At 63.1% G+C, this 17,038-nt stretch carries 15 protein-coding genes; 13 read left to right on the forward strand and 2 right to left on the reverse strand.

Going from position 1 to position 17,038, the window contains the following annotated elements; genetic code table 11:
* The first annotated feature begins 89 nt into the window (after positions 1-89).
* The 8 genes from FJ424_RS23285 (at position 90) to FJ424_RS23320 (ending at position 8,927) form a co-directional block, all read left to right on the forward strand.
* A complete protein-coding gene (locus tag FJ424_RS23285) occupies positions 90-608 on the forward strand; it encodes a prepilin peptidase (protein ID WP_140656281.1) in 519 nt (172 codons plus the stop codon).
* Positions 609-805: 197 nt separating this feature from the next.
* Positions 806-1,618 carry a Flp pilus assembly protein CpaB gene (gene cpaB, locus FJ424_RS23290; protein WP_140645307.1) on the forward strand — a complete coding sequence of 271 codons (813 nt, stop codon included), beginning with the start codon at positions 806-808 and terminating at the stop codon, positions 1,616-1,618.
* Entirely contained in the window at positions 1,615-3,141 is a 1,527-nt protein-coding gene (locus tag FJ424_RS23295; protein ID WP_140645306.1) for a type II and III secretion system protein family protein, read from the forward strand. Before cpaB ends, FJ424_RS23295 begins: the two co-directional genes overlap by 4 nt.
* Positions 3,142-3,155: 14 nt before the next feature.
* The gene (locus FJ424_RS23300; RefSeq protein WP_140645305.1) at positions 3,156-3,893 is read left to right on the forward strand and encodes a CpaD family pilus assembly protein; all 738 of its coding nucleotides are present in this window, start codon (positions 3,156-3,158) and stop codon (positions 3,891-3,893) included.
* A gap of 45 nt (positions 3,894-3,938) precedes the next feature.
* A complete protein-coding gene (locus tag FJ424_RS23305) occupies positions 3,939-5,222 on the forward strand; it encodes a CpaE family protein (protein ID WP_181175225.1) in 1,284 nt (427 codons plus the stop codon).
* A 30-nt stretch (positions 5,223-5,252) separates the two neighbouring features.
* Complete coding sequence (locus FJ424_RS23310; RefSeq protein ID WP_140656283.1) at positions 5,253-6,752, forward strand: CpaF family protein; 1,500 nt, start codon at positions 5,253-5,255, stop codon at positions 6,750-6,752.
* 131 nt (positions 6,753-6,883) lie between these two features.
* Entirely contained in the window at positions 6,884-7,897 is a 1,014-nt protein-coding gene (locus FJ424_RS23315) for a type II secretion system F family protein (RefSeq protein WP_140645302.1), read from the forward strand.
* A 13-nt stretch (positions 7,898-7,910) separates the two neighbouring features.
* Positions 7,911-8,927 (forward strand): type II secretion system F family protein, encoded by a 1,017-nt coding sequence (locus FJ424_RS23320; RefSeq protein WP_140645301.1) that lies wholly within the window; start codon positions 7,911-7,913, stop codon positions 8,925-8,927.
* Between the two features lie 88 nt (positions 8,928-9,015).
* On the opposite strand, the gene FJ424_RS23325 is transcribed toward FJ424_RS23320, so the two are convergent.
* Positions 9,016-9,843 carry a tetratricopeptide repeat protein gene (locus FJ424_RS23325; protein ID WP_140656286.1) on the reverse strand — a complete coding sequence of 276 codons (828 nt, stop codon included), beginning with the start codon at positions 9,841-9,843 and terminating at the stop codon, positions 9,016-9,018.
* A 124-nt stretch (positions 9,844-9,967) separates the two neighbouring features.
* Between FJ424_RS23325 and FJ424_RS23330 the strand changes: the two genes are divergently transcribed.
* The 5 genes from FJ424_RS23330 (at position 9,968) to pdeM (ending at position 16,226) form a co-directional block, all read left to right on the forward strand.
* Positions 9,968-11,332 (forward strand): leucyl aminopeptidase family protein, encoded by a 1,365-nt coding sequence (locus FJ424_RS23330; protein ID WP_140656289.1) that lies wholly within the window; start codon positions 9,968-9,970, stop codon positions 11,330-11,332.
* Between the two features lie 120 nt (positions 11,333-11,452).
* Positions 11,453-11,803 carry a MarR family winged helix-turn-helix transcriptional regulator gene (locus FJ424_RS23335; RefSeq protein WP_140656292.1) on the forward strand — a complete coding sequence of 117 codons (351 nt, stop codon included), beginning with the start codon at positions 11,453-11,455 and terminating at the stop codon, positions 11,801-11,803.
* 77 nt (positions 11,804-11,880) lie between these two features.
* On the forward strand, positions 11,881-12,741 hold the full coding sequence (locus FJ424_RS23340) for an NlpC/P60 family protein (protein ID WP_140656294.1): 861 nt from the start codon (positions 11,881-11,883) through the stop codon (positions 12,739-12,741).
* Positions 12,742-12,960: 219 nt separating this feature from the next.
* Positions 12,961-15,492: a ligase-associated DNA damage response DEXH box helicase gene (locus FJ424_RS23345; RefSeq protein WP_140656297.1), complete on the forward strand. Its 2,532-nt coding sequence runs from the start codon at positions 12,961-12,963 to the stop codon at positions 15,490-15,492.
* Positions 15,493-15,509: 17 nt separating this feature from the next.
* Complete coding sequence (gene pdeM / locus FJ424_RS23350) at positions 15,510-16,226, forward strand: ligase-associated DNA damage response endonuclease PdeM (protein ID WP_140656299.1); 717 nt, start codon at positions 15,510-15,512, stop codon at positions 16,224-16,226.
* Between the two features lie 19 nt (positions 16,227-16,245).
* Here the strand turns inward: pdeM and FJ424_RS23355 are convergent, their stop codons facing one another.
* Positions 16,246-17,019, reverse strand: coding sequence for a tetratricopeptide repeat protein (locus FJ424_RS23355; RefSeq protein ID WP_140656302.1), 774 nt, complete (start codon positions 17,017-17,019; stop codon positions 16,246-16,248).
* Positions 17,020-17,038 lie beyond the last annotated feature (19 nt).

Below are 17,038 nucleotides of genomic sequence, written 5' to 3' on the forward strand. Positions count from 1 at the left end.
CACCGGCGATTTGAACGTCCAACCCACATCAATCATTAATCGAACCCGCCTAGACTGGCGGCAAGATTTTCACCGCAGGCCTCGCGTCCATGATCGAAGCTGCCATCTTCGTCGTCTTCCCCTTCTGCATGTTGTATGCAGCCATATCGGACACGCTTTCGATGACGATCGCCAACCGTGTACCCGTTATTTTGCTGGCGACTTTCGCGCTGGTCGCTCCTCTCACCGGCATGGATTGGACAAGCTACGCTTGGCATTTCGCGGCGGGCGCCCTGGTGCTCGCGGTGACATTTGGCCTCTTTGCGCTCGGCGGCATGGGCGGCGGCGATGCCAAGCTTCTGGCCGCGACGGCCGTCTGGATGGGCCTCGACATCAATCTTGTCGGATATCTGGTGACGTCGGCTTTCATCGGCGGCCTGCTGACCGTTGCCATCTTGGTTTACAGGAAATCGCCGCTGGCGGCGTATACCGGCCACAGCCGCTTCTTGCGCTATTTCGCCGATGAGAGCGTCGGCGTCCCATATGGCATCGCGCTCGGACTCGGCGGACTGATCACCTTTCCGGATTCATCGCTGATGGTCTGGGCGCTGGACAGGCTCACGACTTGAGTCCCGCGCCCCTTGGCATCGCTCCTTGAAGGCGGCACTGCCGCCTTTATTCGTTAAGGACAGGCCGTTCAGTCGAATTTGAGTAAACCTTAAATTAATCACGATCGTAAGCATTACATTAACCTTGTTTTGACGATTGCGGCTGCAAAGTCCGGCCTGGCGAGGTGGTTTGCCTTGAGGCGAAGGGTTTCGGACGAATGCCAGCATCCCGATTGATTATTCTGGGCGTGGCTGCGGTCGCGGCGGGTGGCGCGGGCTATGTGGCGAAGAACATGGTCGTGGCGCCGCCGCCCCAGGTCGTTGTCGATGCGCCCAAGCAGCCGGCGATCGCATTGCAGGATGTGCTGGTGCTTTCCGGTGACGTGTCGATGGGCAGCCAGCTCGGCACCAACATCAGCTGGGAAGAATGGCCGGCCGATGGCGTCAACGCCAACTTCATCACGCGCGCCGCCGAGCCTGACGCGGTCGAAAAGCTCAAGGGCTCGGTCGCCCGCGTAGCCATGTATACCGGCGAGCCGTTGCGGCGCTCCAAGCTGGTCGGCGAGGGACAGAGCTTCATGTCGTCGATCCTGCCTTCCGGCACGCGCGCTGTCGCGACTGCGATATCGGCCGACACGTCCGCCGGCGGCTTCATCCTGCCCAACGACTTCGTCGACGTCATCATGACCCGCCGCGCCGACACCGGCAACGGCGGCAGCGGCTTCAACACCGAGACGATCCTCAAGAACATCCGCGTGCTGGCCATCGACCAGACCATCCAGGAAGACGAGGAAGGCAAGAAGACCAGGGTCGGCCAGACCGCGACGCTGGAGCTGACGCCGCAGCAGGCCGAGATCATCACCGTGGCGCAGCAGATGGCGGACCGCCTGACGCTGGCGCTGCGCCCGATCACCGACATCCATGAAAAGAATACGGACGAAGCCGACTATCTGGTCAGTGGCAACGGCCGACGCGGAACCGTGCGGCTGATCAAGTCCGGCGAGGTTTCCGAGGTGGGAGCAAGGAAATGAGGCCAAACGGTAAACTGCTGCCCTTCCTGGCCGCCGCGGCGATCGGTTTTCTCCTGCTCGGCACCGGCGCCCCGGGACTGGTCGAAGCCAAAGCCGCGGGCGCCGGCGTCTCGGCTTCCGTCGCCACGCAGCGCGTCAAGCTCGGCCTCAACAAATCCGTGGTCATCGACCTGCCGAGCGACGCCTATGATATCCTCGTCGCCAATCCGGCGGTTGCCGATGCCGTGACCCGCACGGCGCGGCGCATCTACCTGTTCGGCAAGGCGGTCGGTGAAACCAACATCTTTGTTTTCGGCCCCAATGGCGAGCAGATCGTCAGCCTGGATCTGGCCGTCGAGCGCGACGTCGCAGGGCTGGAAGACTATCTCAAGCGCTTCCTCCCGTCCTCGCAGATCAAGGTCGAGCTTCTCAACGACAACGTCGTCCTGACTGGCATGGTCGACACGCCGCTCGATGCCAAGCGCGCCGTCGACCTCGCAACCATTTTCGTGTCCGGCGGTGAAGCGACGACGGGTCAATATTCGCAGACTGCCGCCGGCGGCTCCGTCAATGGCGGCGTCGACATCAACAATCCCGACCAGGAGCGCCGGACCTCCAAGATCGTCAACCTCCTGCAGATCATCGGCGACGATCAGGTAACGCTCAAGGTGACCGTCGCCGAGGTCAGCCGCTCGGTGATGAAGCAGCTCGGCGTCAATATGGTGGGCAACGGCGGCAGCAACGGCATCAGCTACGGCGCGATCAGCGACAATTTCATGGGCTTGGGCAAGCAACTGTCGAATTCGGGCCTAAGCATCGGCAACTCGTCACTGATGGCCTACATCAACGCCATGGAACAGTCGGGGGTCATGAAGACACTGGCTGAACCGACCTTGACGGCTGTGTCCGGCGAAAAGGCCACCTTCAAGGTGGGCGGCGAATACAATATGGTGTCGGGTGTTTCCGCCAACGTGTCCTCCGACAATCAGACTGGTTTGAGGAACTATTCGATCGATAAGATCGAGTACGGTATCGGGCTGGAATTCCAGCCGGTGGTGCTGTCTCCCGGCCGCATCAGCCTGAAGGTCAGAACCGCGGTTTCAGAGCCGACGACCGAAGGATCCGTGTCGCTCTCGTCTGGCGTGACGAGTCCCGGCACGAACGTCCTGTCGCTGCGAAAGCGCCTGGCGGATACGACAGTCGAGCTGCCCTCGGGCGGGTCCATGATGATCGCCGGCTTGGTTCGCGACGACGTCAGGCAGGCCGTCAACGGCTTGCCTGGCCTGGCAAAGATCCCCGTCCTCGGCACGCTGTTTCGCAGCCGCGATTTCGTGCGCAACGAAAGCGAGCTCGTCATCATCATCACGCCCTATCTGACGCGGCCGGTGGCGCGCAACGACCTGGCCAAGCCGGACGACAACTTCAACGCGGCAAGCGATGGCGCCGCCATGTTCCTCGGCCGCGTCAACCGCGTCTACGGCACCATGCAGACCGACCGGCCAGCCGGCCGCTATCACGGTGTCGTGGGCTTCATCTACAAATGAGTGGGAATGCGGATATGTCCAAGTCAGCATCGAAGGTCATGACGGTCCGGACAGCATCCGGTATCGCAAGGATCCGTCGGCAGGTGGTCCCGGCACTGGCGGTCATGCTTGCAGCGTCGCTCACAGGCTGCGCCAACTGGCACCGCGACAGCGTTACGGTCGGGTCGATACCGGACGATTACCGCACGACCCATCCGATCGTCATCGCCGAGAAGAACCAGAAGATCGACCTGCCGGTCGGCGCCGGCGATCGCGGCATGACCGGCGCGCAGCGCGACACGCTGCTCGGTTTTCTCGACGGCTACGACAAGGGAGCCGCCCCGTCGCTGACCATCGCAATCCCGCGAGGCTCGGCCAACGAGGTGGCGGCATTGGTGGCGGGACGCGACTTCGCACGGGTCGCCATGGCGGCGGGCGTCAAGCGCAATCGTATCGTCATGACGTCCTATCAGTCGGCTGTGCCCGAGGCGTCGGCGCCAGTGCGCGTCGCCTTTGTCGCGGTGCGGGCCCAGACCGACAAATGCGGCCGTTGGCCCGACGACCTGACCGAGACGTCGGAGAACAAGCACTATGCCGACTTCGGCTGCTCGTACCAGAACAACATCGCCGCCCAGGTGGCCAATCCCAACGATCTGCTCGGGCCGCGCAAGCAGTCCGATATCGATGCCGAGAACCGGGGCGCAGTAATCGACCTTTATCGCTCGAGAGGCATTTCGAACGAATTCCTCAGCAATTCGGAAGTAACCTACTGAGCCGCGCCGGACGACGAAGAGAGCAGTCACGGAAAGAGCATGACGATGAGCAATCTTGCCTACGACACGCCCGCGGAAACCGGCGACCTTTCGCAGCAGGACATCGCCGCCATGCAGGCGCTGCGTCCCGTGCCGCGCATTTCGATCCAGGCCTTCTGCGAGACCGAGGGGGTCGCCAATCCCGTCGAGCGCGCCGGCGAGGATCGCCGGATGGCCAAGGCCCATCTCAAGGTCCATATGGGCGGCATCCCGACCGCGATCGAGTTCTACCAGTCCGCGCCGACACCGAACCTCATCCTGCTGGAATCGCGCAGCGAACCGCAGCAGTTGCTCGAACAACTCGGCCAGCTCGCGGAATATTGCGATCCGTCCTCCAAGGTCGTGGTCATCGGCCACTACAATGATGTCGGGCTCTATCGCGAGCTTATCCGGTCCGGCATTTCCGAATATGTCATCGCGCCGGTCTCGATGACCGACATCGTCAGCGTCGTGTCGTCGATCTTCGTCGATCCGGAATCGGAGCCGATCGGCCGGTCGATCGCGTTCATCGGCGCCAAGGGCGGCGTCGGCTCGTCGACCATCGCTCACAATGTCGCCTGGGCTATGTCTTCGCTGTTCAAGTCCGAAGTCGTCATCGCCGATCTCGATCTCGCCTTCGGCACCGCCAACATCAATTTCGACCAGGATCCGGCGCAAGGCATCGCCGAGGCGGTGTTTTCGCCCGAGCGGGTCGACGAGGTCTATCTCGACCGTCTGCTTGCGCAATGCGCCGAGCATCTGTCGCTGCTCGCGGCCCCCTCCACGCTCGAGCGCGTCTATGATTTCGACTCCGAGGCCTTCTCGCAGATCATAGAGACAGCGCAGCGCAGCGCGCCCCTGCTGGTCCTCGATGTCCCTCACGTCTGGAGCGGGTGGACGAAGAGCACGCTGATCAAGGCGGACGAGATCGTCATCACGGCCACGCCCGAGCTCGCAAATCTTCGCAACACCAAGAACATGGTTGACATGCTGAAGCGGTTGCGTCCGAACGATCCGCCGCCGAAGCTGATCATCAACCAGGCGGGGGTACCGAAACGGCCCGAGATCGCGGCGTCCGATTTCGCCGAACCGCTCGGCATCACGCCGATGGCCGTGATCAACTTCGAACCGCTGCTGTTCGGCAATGCCGCCAACAACGGCCGTATGCTGAGCGAGATGGACGCAAAGAGCCCGGTCGTCACCACCATCAATGAAATAGCGCATGTGCTGACCGGACGCAGCGAAATCAAGGCAAAGAAGAAGGCAGGCCTGGGCTCGATCCTCGGCAAGCTCTCGCGCAACAAGAAGTGACGCTGATTGAGCGGCATCGGGTAGTCGATCATGTTTGGTAAAAGAGGCAAAGACGACGGCAGCCGGGCAACGCCCGAATTCCGTCCGCCGGCAGCTGCTCCCGCCGCGCCCGCTTCGACGGGGACGATGACGGCCGAGCGGCCGGCTGCGCCGACCTCCAGCCCGCCCGTCGCCCCGCCGGCGCGCCGTCCTGTCGAGCCGCCGCCTATGGCGCCGGAGCCGCCAAGAAAGGTCCAGCGCGAGCGCTCGGAAACCTATTACGACACCAAGAGCCAGGTTTTCTCCGCACTCATCGACACGATCGACCTGTCGCAGCTCGCCAAGCTCGATCCCGAGAGCGCACGCGAGGAAATCCGCGACATCGTCAACGACATCATCGCGATCAAGAACTTCGCAATGTCGATCTCCGAGCAGGAAGAACTGCTCGAGGACATCTGCAACGACGTTCTGGGCTATGGACCGCTGGAGCCGCTGCTTGCCCGCGACGACATCGCCGACATCATGGTCAACGGCTCCAAGAACGTCTACATCGAAGTCAACGGCAGGGTCGAGCAGACCGGTGTGCGCTTCCGCGACAATCAGCAGCTGCTCAACATCTGCCAGCGCATCGTCAGCCAGGTCGGCCGCCGCGTCGATGAATCGAGCCCGATCTGCGACGCGCGCCTTCCCGATGGCTCGCGCGTCAACGTCATCGCGCCGCCGCTGTCGATCGACGGCACTGCGCTCACCATCCGCAAATTCAAGAAGGACAAGCTGACGCTGGACCAGTTGGTCAAGTTCGGCGCCATCTCGCCGCAAGGCGCGGAGGTTCTCAAGATTATCGGGCGTGTCCGCTGCAACATCGTCATCTCGGGCGGCACAGGCTCCGGCAAGACGACGCTGCTCAACTGCCTGACCAACTATATCGACCGCGAGGAGCGCGTCATCACCTGCGAGGATTCGGCGGAACTGCAGCTGCAGCAGCCACATGTGGTCCGTCTCGAAACCCGGCCGCCCAATCTCGAGGGCGAGGGCGAGGTGACCATGCGCGATCTGGTCAAGAACTGCCTGCGCATGCGGCCGGAGCGGATCATCGTCGGCGAGGTGCGCGGACCGGAAGTGTTCGACCTGCTGCAGGCGATGAACACCGGTCACGACGGCTCGATGGGAACGATCCACTCGAACAGCCCGCGCGAATGCCTCAACCGTATGGAATCGATGATCGCCATGGGCGGTTATTCACTGCCGCAGCGCACGGTGCGCGAGATCATCGTCGGCTCGATCGACGTGATCATCCAGGCGGCCCGCCTGCGCGACGGCTCGCGCCGCATCACCCACATCACCGAGGTGGTCGGCATGGAAGGCGACGTCATCATCACCCAGGATCTTGTGCTCTACAACATCAAGGGTGAAGACGCCGGCGGCCGGCTGGTCGGCGAGCACGTGTCGACAGGCATCGGCCGTCCGCATTTCTGGGACCGCGCCCGCTATTATGGCGAGGAACAGCGCCTCGCCAACGCGCTCGAGGCGATGGAGAAACGCGCTGACTGATGCAGCTGGAGGTCTGAAGCAATTCCAGGAAAAGTGTGAAGCGGTTTTCCGCCCGGAATTGCGTCTAAACGAAGACATAGGTCGGTTCGCCGTTTCATTGGAACGGCGAAATGCCCTGGGGATCCAGGTCGATGTTCGGAATTGACACCACCGTACTGGCTTTCATCGTGCTTGCCGGCTTCAGCGCCGGTGCGGTGGCCTATGCTTTTCTGTTCACGCGCATCGACAACGAGAAGCAGGCCGGCAAGCGGCTTCAGACCGTCAAGACAGCCGAAACCGACCGGTCGGTGGTGAAAGCGACGCGCGACCGCGCAGCGGAAGCGGTCAAGCGGCGAAAAAACGTCCAGGACTCGCTGAAGCAACTCGACGAGAAACAGAAGACCAACGATCGCAACGTCAAGAAACCGCCGCTGAAGACTCAGATCCGCCAAGCCGGCATGCAGGTTCCGATCGAGCGTTTCTATATCTATTCCGCTGTCTGCGGGATCATCCTGACGGCCGTTCTCTTTTTCCTCGGCGCGCCTCTATGGGCTCTGCCCGGTGCCCTGCTGGTGGGCGGCCTCGGCCTGCCGCGCTGGTTCGTGTCGTTTCGCCGCACACGTCGCGTCAAGGCCTTCCTGGAAGAATTTCCGAACGCGCTCGACATCATCGTGCGCGCGGTCAAGTCCGGCCTGCCGCTCAACGATGCGATCCGCCTGATCGCCAACGAATCGCCCGAACCGGTCCGGTCCGAATTCCGCCGCATCGTCGATTCCCAGCAGATGGGCATGTCGGTGCCCGACGCCGCCATGCGCATGACGGAGACGATGCCGTGCAGCGAGGCCGGCTTCTTCGGCATCGTCATCCAGATTCAGTCACAGGCCGGCGGCAATCTGTCCGAGGCGCTGGGCAACCTTTCGCGCGTCCTGCGCGACCGCAAGAAGATGAAGGCCAAGGTCCAGGCGCTGTCGATGGAAGCCAAGGCATCGGCCGTCATCATCGGCGCCTTGCCCTTCGTCGTCGCCTTCCTCGTCTATCTGTCGAGCCCGAACTACATCATGCCGCTGTTCACCACCAACGTCGGCAACCTGATCCTCGGCTGCTCGGGTGTGTGGATGTCGATCGGCATCCTGGTGATGCGCAAGATGATGAACTTCGAAGTCTAGGGGGGCGGATCCAGTGACAGAGCAGGTCGTCAAAACACTCACCGACCCTTCCTTCCTGATCGCGATGCTGGTCGGCATTGCCGTGTTCGCGACCGTCTTCACGCTCATGCCGGCGTTCGGCGGCACGTCGCTCAAGTCGCGCATGAAGAGCGTGGCGCTCGAACGCGACAAATTGCGCGCCGAGCAGCGTACGCGACTGGCCAACGAGGCCGACCGCCGTCGCAAGGGCCTGCGCGAGGAACAGTCCATCGGCATGCGCAACATCGTCGACCGCCTGGATCTGAGGCGCGCGCTTGCCGATGAAAGCACGATCCAGAAGCTCAAGGTCGCGGGCTTCCGCGGCCAGAACCCGCTGACGCGTTTTCTCTTCTTTCGCCTGGTCCTGCCATTCGTCGGTTTTGCCTTGGCGGCCATCTATCTGTTCGTGCTCGGCGGCCTGCCGCAGCAACCGGCTTTCATCAAGCTGTTCGTCTGTGTCGTTGTCGCCTATGGCGGCTTCTACACGCCGATCCTCTATGTCAACAACCGCGCGACCAAGCGCAAGCAGTCGATCCAGCTGGCCTGGCCGGACGCGCTCGACCTGATGCTGATCTGCGTGGAATCCGGCATGTCGGTGGAAGCGGCCTTGCGCAGGGTTGCCGACGAAATCGGCACGCAGTCGGTGGCGCTTGCCGAGGAATTCGTGCTCACCAATGCAGAGCTGTCCTATCTGCAGGATCGCAAGATCGCCTATGAGAACCTGGCAAGCCGCACCGGCCTGGAATCGGTGAAGTCGGTGTCGCAGGCCCTGGTCCAGGCCGAACGCTATGGCACGCCGGTGGCGCACGCGCTGCGCGTGCTCGCCTCGGAAAGCCGCGACATGCGCATGAACGCCGCCGAGAAGAAGGCCGCCGCACTTCCGCCAAAGCTCACCGTGCCGATGATCCTGTTCTTCCTGCCGGTTCTGTTCGCCATCATCCTGGGTCCGGCCGGCATCCAGGTCAGCCAGCGCGGCATCTTCGGCGACCAGCACAGCTCCTCCAGCCAGTAGGCGGGCCGTACGCATCGATGAAAAAAGCCGCGCGGACCCCCGCGCGGCTTTTTTCATTGTCGAAGCGGTCGGCGCTTGGCAGCGTCCGTCAGTTCGTGGCGACTTTCGCCTTGTCCTTGTCCTGATCCTTCAACTGGCTCCAGGCATTCTGCTGGGCAAGCATCTGGCGCAGATAGGCGACGTTGGCCTGCGCCTGTTCGGGCGACAGTTCCTGCGAGGCGATCTTCTCGGCCTCGTCGAAGCGGCCCTGCAGTCCGACGACCAGCGCGAGGTTCTGCCGCACCCTGCTGTCGGCACCAGGCTGCTGCGCGGCCGAGCGCATATAGGTTTCCGCCGTGCGCAGGTCGCCTTCGAGCACATAGGACATGCCGAGATTGGACAGCACCGAGGGCTCGTTCGGCTTCAACTCCAGCGCCTTGCGATAGTCCTGCCGCGCTTCGTCCTTCTGTCCCATCTGGTCGAGAATGGCGGCTTCCGCCGAGACCAGCTTCCAGTCCGGATATTCGGGCGTCTGCGCGCGCCGCACGGCATCGAGGGCCGGCTCGAACTGGCCGTTGGCGGCAAGCGCCTTGCCATAGGCCGCAAGCACCTCGCGATCCTTGGGATAGGCGATCGCCAGCTTGCGCATCACCGCCAGCGACTGGTCGGCGTCGCCGTCCATCTGCAGCGCCGCCGCGAAGTTCATCGCGATGCGCTTGTCGTTCGGACTGCGGGCGTAGGATTGGCCGAGCCTGGACGTGGCGGTACGCAATTCGCTGGACGACATCGTTTCCAGCGGCCTGCTGTCGGAGCGCGAGATGGAACCCGTAGTGAACTTGCTGGTGCTGCCGCAACCGGCCACACTGGCCGCCAGCGCCGCCATGAAAGCCGTGGTGATCAGACGCTTGGCTGTAAGGTTCAACGCTTTGGTAGGCATCGGCGCCCGGTCTCCATTCCTGTGCGGCCATTGGCTGGCCGTCTTCCCTCCCGCAGAAATATTCTGTTAACCCTAACGGACCGTTAAGAAGCGCCGACTCAGCAGCTCGGCCGGAGATCATTGCATGCCTGTCGAACTTGTCGAGCAGAAGCCGGAAGCCGCCTTGCCTGTCTTTCTGGTGGCAAAGGACGCCCTTGAAGCCGCGGCGTTGCCGCCGCCCGCTATCGCCTGGGCAAGGGCCAACGGTTTTTCCGGCGAGGCAGGGCGCACGCTGGCCCTGCCGGGCGAGGGCGGCGGCCTTGCCGGCGCGCTGTTTGGTATCGGCGACGGCGACAGCGCCCTTGCCCTCGGCGCGCTCGCAAGGGCGCTGCCGGAAGGCGACTGGCATTTCGCGTCGGGCCCGGCCCAGCCCGAACTCGCGGCGCTCGCGCTTGTCCTGGGCGGCTATGTCTTTACACGCTACGGCAAGAAGCCCGGCAAGGCTCTGCGCTTTGCGCTTCCCGACGGCGTCGACGCCGCGCATGTCCGCCGCGTCGCCGACAGCGTGTTCCTCGCGCGCGACCTCGTCAACACGCCGACCAGCGACCTCGGTCCGGTCGAGCTGGAAGAAGCCGCCCGCAAGCTGGCGGCCGCCCATGGCGCCGATATCGCCGTGATCCACGGCGACGATCTCCTGGCGCGGAACTTCCCGATGATCCACGCCGTGGGCCGGGCCTCGACCGGCGCGCCGCGGCTGATCGACATGAGCTGGGGGCCGGGCGATGCGCCGAAGGTGACGCTGGTCGGCAAGGGCGTCTGCTTCGATACCGGCGGCCTCGACATCAAGCCGTCGTCGGGCATGCTTCTGATGAAGAAGGACATGGGCGGCGCCGCCAACGTGCTGGGCCTCGCCGCCATGATCATGGCGGCGAAACTCAATGTCCGGCTGCGCGTGCTGATCCCCGCCGTCGAGAATTCGATCGCCGGCAATGCCTTCCGGCCCGGCGACGTGTTGCGCAGCCGCAAGGGCATCACGGTCGAGATCGGCAACACGGACGCCGAAGGCAGGCTGATCCTGGCCGACGCGCTGGCGCTGGCCGATGAGGAACAGCCCGCTTTGCTGATCGACATGGCGACGCTGACCGGTGCCGCCCGCGTCGCGCTGGGGCCCGATTTGCCGCCTTTCTACACCGCTGACGAGACGCTTGCCGCCGATCTGGCCCAGGCATCGGTCGCGGTCGAGGATCCGCTCTGGCGCATGCCTTTGTGGCGCCCCTACGATGCGAAGCTTTCCTCAAGGATCGCCGACATCAACAATGTGACGACTGACGGCTTTGCCGGATCGATCACTGCGGCCCTTTTCCTCAAGCGCTTCGTCGAGAAGACCCACAGCTGGGCGCATTTCGACATCTTCGCCTGGAACCCGGCCGACCGCTCCTACGGCCTGACCGGCGGCGAGGCGCAAGGCATTCGCGCGCTGGAGCGCGTCATCGCCAATCGCTTTGGCTAGATCATCGAACCGGAGGTCAGCGCAGCAAAAAGTGGGGACCGGTTTTCGGATAAGATCATGGTCGAACAAACAAATCGTCACTGAAACGGAACCGAAACAATTTGCCGGCATGCTTGGGCGATGTCGATCTCGATGCGCCCGAGCCAGGCCTTGCGACTGTGGCAGCAGGTGATGCTGGCCCAGGTGCGCGACGGCGTGCCGGATCTCACCATGCGCCAGACGGCGATCCTGTTCACCATCTACCTCGATCCGCCGCCCCATACCGTGCGCGGGCTGGCCGCCAAGCTCAACGTCACCAAGCCGGTCATCACCCGGGCGCTGGACACGATGGGCGCGCTGATGCTGGTCTCGCGCCACCGCGACGAGCTCGACAAGCGCAACGTGCTGATCCGGCGCACGGTGGAAGGCGCGCTCTTTGTCGAGCGCTTCGGCGATGGTATCGTCGCCCGCGCGCATGAATTGCCCATCTAGAGCATGATCCCGAAAAGTGGGAACCGGTTTTCGGATAAGATCATGCTCCAACAAAGAATTTGACTGGATTTATCGATTTGACTGCCAGGGATGCCCGCCTTCATGCCTTCCGCTCCGACCTTGCCGATGCGAGGCTGAAGGGCGAGGTCGCCGCCGACCGCTTCGTCACCGGCCGCCCGGCGCGGGTCACGGTGTCGGTCGCCGATCTGCGCAAGGCGCCGCGCCCGGATGCGGGCGTGAACACACAGGCGCTGTTCGGCGACGACGTGCTGGTGTTCGAGGATGCCGAAGGCTGGGCTTGGGTGCAGGCCGAACGCGACGGCTATGTCGGCTATGTGGCCGATAGTCTGATTGGCGCGCGCGACCATGCGCCGACTCACATCGTATGCGTGCCGCGCACCTTCCTCTATCCGGGACCGGATCTGCGCTTTCCGACAAGCGGGCAGCTGTCGATGGGCTCGACCGTGGCCGTGACTGGTTCGGCCGAAACGCGCGGCACGCATTATGCGTTGCTGCCCTCCGGCCAGGCGATCATCGCCGGCCATCTGCGGCTGATCGCCGAGCGGGCCGAGGACTACGTCACCGTCGCAGAAACCTTCCTGGGGACCCCCTATCTCTGGGGTGGCGTCTCCGGCTTCGGCATCGACTGTTCCGGGCTTGTGCAGTTGGCAATGCGCATGGCCGGCAGGCAAGTGCTGCGCGACTCCGACATGCAGGCGGCATCGGTCGGCACGCCGTTCGAGCCGGGTCCGGACTTTGCCGGACTTCAACGCGGCGACCTCGTCTTCTGGAAAGGCCACGTCGCGATCATGACCGACGCTCGCGACATGATCCACGCTAATGGCCACACCATGCTGGTCTCGCGCGAGGGGCTGAAAGAGGCGGTCGATCGCATCGGCTACCTCTATGGCGGCCCGACGGGGTTTCGCAGGCCCTGATCTTTCCTTCTCCTCGTTCACGGGGAGAAGGTGCCCGAAGGGCGGACGAGGGGCAGCGCGAACCTGCGATTGCTCGCGCTGACCAAGCCGACCTCCGATCGTTGGTGCAGCCCCTCACCTGCCTGCCGGCATCCTCTCCCCGTAACGGGGCGAGGAAACTGATCCCCTTTTGTTCCGATTTTCCTTGGCGATTGCGCGCCGCCGCGCTACCTCTTGCGCGTGACCGAGCAGCCGCGCCTTGCCGAGCAGAATGCCGCTGTCCTGCTGCCTGAGCCATTCGTCAGATGGTTCGGCGAAAAGGGCTGGTCGCCGCGCGTCCATCAGCTCGAGCTGCTGGCGAAGGCTCAAAGCGGTCAATCGGTGCTGCTGATCGCCCCGACCGGCGCCGGCAAGACATTGGCCGGCTTCCTGCCGTCGCTGACCGAGCTCGCCAACCGTCCCAAGCGAAAACCAGGCCAGGCGCATCGCGGCATCCACACGCTCTACATCTCGCCGCTCAAGGCTCTGGCCGTCGACATCGAGCGCAATCTCGGCAAGCCGGTCGAGGAGATCGGACTGCCCGTCACCATCGAAACGCGCACCGGCGACACGCCTTCGCACAAGCGCCAGCGGCAAAAGCTTGTACCGCCCGACATCCTGCTCACCACGCCCGAGCAACTCGCGCTGCTGATCGCCTCGAACGACGCCAGGCGCTTCTTCGAGGATTTGCGCTATGTCGTGCTCGATGAGCTGCATTCGTTGGTCACCTCCAAGCGCGGGCATCTGCTGGCACTTGGCCTGGCGCGGCTGCGCGCCTTTGTGCCCGGATTGCAAACCATAGGCCTGTCGGCCACCGTGGCCGAGCCGGACGAATTGCGGCGTTGGCTGGTCAGTCAGGCTTCTCCCGGCGCCATGTCCGAGCTCATCGTCGTCACGGGCGGTGCCAAGCCCGAGATATCAATCCTCGATTCAGAAGAACGGGTGCCTTGGGCCGGGCACTCGGCCCGCTACGCCACTCCCGAGATCTATCGCGAGATCAAGCGGCACAAGACCACGCTGCTGTTCGTCAATACGCGCAGCCAGGCCGAGCTTTTGTTCCAGGAGCTTTGGCGCGTCAATGAAGACACTTTGCCGATCGCGCTCCATCACGGTTCGCTGGACGTCGCTCAGCGCCGCCGCGTCGAGAAGGCCATGGGTGAAAACGCGTTGCGCGCCATTGTCGCTACATCCACCTTGGACCTCGGCATCGACTGGGGCGACGTGGATCTGGTCGTGCATGTCGGTGCGCCGAAAGGCGCCAGCCGCCTGGCGCAGCGCATCGGCCGTGCCAACCATCGTATGGACGAGCCGTCGAAGGCGATCCTTATTCCCGCCAACCGCTTCGAGGTTCTGGAATGTCGCGCCGCGCTCGACGCCAATTATCTCGGCGCGCAGGACACGCCGCCGCTGGTCGATGGCGGGCTCGATGTGCTGGCGCAGCATGTGCTGGGTTGCGCCTGTGGGGCGCCGTTCCATGCCGATGCGTTGTTCGAAGAGGTAAGGACGGCCGCACCCTACGCCAGCCTGGACAGGCCGACATTCGACCGGGTCATCGACTTCGTCGCCACCGGCGGCTACGCGCTGAGAAATTACGAGCGCTATGCCCGCATCCGGCAGACGAAGGAAGGCCTGTGGCGGGTTTCAAATCCGGGTGTCGCCCAGCAATACAGGCTGAATGTCGGCACCATCATCGAAGTGCCGGCGCTCAACGTTCGCTACGTCCAGGCCGGCAGCAGGGGAGCGGCCTCGCGCGGCGGCAGGATGTTGGGAAAGATCGAGGAAGCGTTTCTGGAGACCTTGACCCACGGTGACACCTTCATGTTCGCCGGCAAGATCTTGCGCTTCGAAGGCATCCGCGAGAACGAGTGCTTCGTCTCGAACGCGCCCGGCAGCGATGCGAAAGTTCCCTATTACGGCGGCGGCAAATTCCCGCTTTCGACTTACCTGGCCGAGCAGGTGCGGGCCATGCTCGACGACCCGCAACGCTGGAAGAAGCTGCCCGAGCAGGTCGCGGATTGGCTGCGGTTCCAGGCGGACAAGTCGGTGCTGCCGAAACGCGACGATCTGTTGATCGAGACTTTTCCACGCGGTAACCGATATTACCTCGTCGCCTATCCGTTCGAAGGCAGGCTTGCGCATCAGACGCTCGGCATGCTGCTCACGCGACGGCTCGATCGTGTGGGAGCCAAGCCGGTCGGCTTCGTCGCCACCGACTATGCGCTGGCCATCTGGTCGCTGGCCGACATGGGCTGGATGTTCGAGAACAGGAAACCGTCGCTGGCCACACTGTTCGATCAGGACATGCTTGGGGATGACCTCGAAGCCTGGTTTGCCGACAGCTGGCTGCTGAAGCGCACCTTCCGGAACTGCGCGCTGATTTCCGGCCTGATCGAAAAGCGCCACCCAGGCAAGGAAAAAAGCGGTCGCCAGGTCACTGTGTCGACAGACCTGATCTATGACGTGCTGCGCAGCCATGAACCCGACCATATTCTGCTGCAGGCCACCCGTACCGATGCCGCGACCGGGTTGCTCGATGTCAGCAGACTTGCCGAGATGCTCTCGCGCATCCGCGGTCGAATCATGCATAAGAATCTCGAGCAGATATCGCCGTTGGCCGTGCCGATCATGCTTGAAATCGGCAAGATGCCGGTGAATGGCGAGGCGGACGAAACACTGCTAATGGATGCCGCCACCCTCGTCGAAGAGGCCATGGGGCCGGAAATGGCGGACTGAAAGAAGGCCTGGAGGGGATGAATTTTTCGCTGTCGCGCGCAACGCTGATCGCCGAGGCCGACCTTGTCGGCATCGCCGGCGAGCGCGCGGTCTGCGATCGGCGCGGCGTGCTCTATTTCCCCGACCTGCGGCTGCTCGCCGTCTCTGACCTGCATCTCGAAAAGGGCTCGTCCTTTGCCAGGCGCGGCGCGCTGATCCCGCCTTACGACACGGGCGCCACCTTGCTGCGGTTGCAGGCGGTCATCGCCGACTACCAGCCGCGGATCGTCCTCAGCCTGGGCGATTCCTTCCACGACGGCGGCGGTGCCGGGCGCATGCACCAGAGCTTCCGCGAGCGCCTGGAAGCGATGATGGCCAGCCGCGATTGGTTCTGGGTCGCCGGCAACCACGACCCGGATGCTCCCGCCGACCTGCCGGGCGAGACCGTCAAGGAACTCGCCATCGGCTCGCTGCTCTTCCGTCATGAGCCGTCGAAGACGTGGGTAGAGGGCGAAATCGCCGGCCATCTCCACCCTTGCGCGCGCATCGTCCAGCGCGGCCGCTCCGTCAGGCGGCGCTGCTTCGCCGGCGACGGCGGCCGCATGATCATGCCGGCCTTCGGCGCCTATACCGGCTCGCTCAACGTGCTCGACCGCGCCTATTCCGGCCTGTTCCGGCTGGAAACATTGATGGCCTATATGCTCGGCGCCGAGCGCATCTTCGCCATTTCCGGCTCGATGCTGCGGCCGGGCTGAGGTCGCTTGGTTCGCCGATTCAAGTTTTCTTAAGGGCTGTCTGTATTCGATCGAGCGCCCCTTGCGCACCAACGTATCCTTGCGCGGCCGAGCGTTTGAGCCATTGGGTGGCAAGCTCCAAGTTTTTCTCGGTGCCAACCCCCTTCAAGTACATTATGCCCAAATTGAACTGCGCTTTCCCGCTATTTTGCTTTGCCGCCTTTTCATACCAAAAAAAAGCCAAATTAAAATCCTTTTCAATCACATCTCCATTGAGATAGGCGGTCGCAAGATTTACTTGCGCAGAAGCTTCACCCTGCTCTGCGGCCTTGGTCCACCAAAAAACCGCGTCCGTACCGCTCTGAGGTAGTCCTTTGCCGAAAAAGTACAACTCTCCAAGATATTGCTGAGCTTTGGCTAAGCCTTTAACTGCAGCCTTGCGGTACAGTTCAGCTGCCCGAGCATCGTCTTGAGCAACCCCTCTGCCGGACGAGTACAAGAGGCCAAGACCGAGTTCGGCTGTCGGAAAATCCTGCGCCGCTGCTTTGGCCCACCACTCGGCCGCCTTGGAATAGTCCAACGGCACACCCAGGCCCTCGGAATACATAAAGCCGGTATTGTATTCGCCAACGGGATCGCCGGTCTTGGCAACCTTCTCCCATTCATTGAAGGCGTCCACATAATTCTTAGCGTGGAATGCAGCGTCAGCTTCCTGCGCGCCTGCAAGGGAATTTTGAGAAGAAAAACACAAAACGCCCGCCAAGAAAATTCCGCGAGCAAAATGCTTCGTCAAGCTAAAGCCAATGACGATCATTACCGATATCCAGTTTCAA

This window comes from Mesorhizobium sp. B3-1-8 (assembly GCF_006439495.1).
Classification (GTDB): domain Bacteria; phylum Pseudomonadota; class Alphaproteobacteria; order Rhizobiales; family Rhizobiaceae; genus Mesorhizobium.

What these genes read in the sequence shown, in the direction of transcription:
- FJ424_RS23285 (WP_140656281.1), top strand. Translation starts at nt 90, where the DNA reads ATGATCGAAGCTGCCATCTTCGTCGTCTTCCCCTTCTGCATGTTGTAT.
- cpaB (WP_140645307.1), top strand. Translation starts at nt 806, where the DNA reads ATGCCAGCATCCCGATTGATTATTCTGGGCGTGGCTGCGGTCGCGGCG.
- FJ424_RS23295 (WP_140645306.1), top strand. Translation starts at nt 1,615, where the DNA reads ATGAGGCCAAACGGTAAACTGCTGCCCTTCCTGGCCGCCGCGGCGATC.
- FJ424_RS23300 (WP_140645305.1), top strand. Translation starts at nt 3,156, where the DNA reads ATGTCCAAGTCAGCATCGAAGGTCATGACGGTCCGGACAGCATCCGGT.
- FJ424_RS23305 (WP_181175225.1), top strand. Translation starts at nt 3,939, where the DNA reads ATGAGCAATCTTGCCTACGACACGCCCGCGGAAACCGGCGACCTTTCG.
- FJ424_RS23310 (WP_140656283.1), top strand. Translation starts at nt 5,253, where the DNA reads ATGTTTGGTAAAAGAGGCAAAGACGACGGCAGCCGGGCAACGCCCGAA.
- FJ424_RS23315 (WP_140645302.1), top strand. Translation starts at nt 6,884, where the DNA reads ATGTTCGGAATTGACACCACCGTACTGGCTTTCATCGTGCTTGCCGGC.
- FJ424_RS23325 (WP_140656286.1), bottom strand. Translation starts at nt 9,843, where the DNA reads ATGCCTACCAAAGCGTTGAACCTTACAGCCAAGCGTCTGATCACCACG.
- FJ424_RS23330 (WP_140656289.1), top strand. Translation starts at nt 9,968, where the DNA reads ATGCCTGTCGAACTTGTCGAGCAGAAGCCGGAAGCCGCCTTGCCTGTC.
- FJ424_RS23335 (WP_140656292.1), top strand. Translation starts at nt 11,453, where the DNA reads ATGTCGATCTCGATGCGCCCGAGCCAGGCCTTGCGACTGTGGCAGCAG.
- pdeM (WP_140656299.1), top strand. Translation starts at nt 15,510, where the DNA reads ATGAATTTTTCGCTGTCGCGCGCAACGCTGATCGCCGAGGCCGACCTT.
- FJ424_RS23355 (WP_140656302.1), bottom strand. Translation starts at nt 17,019, where the DNA reads ATGATCGTCATTGGCTTTAGCTTGACGAAGCATTTTGCTCGCGGAATT.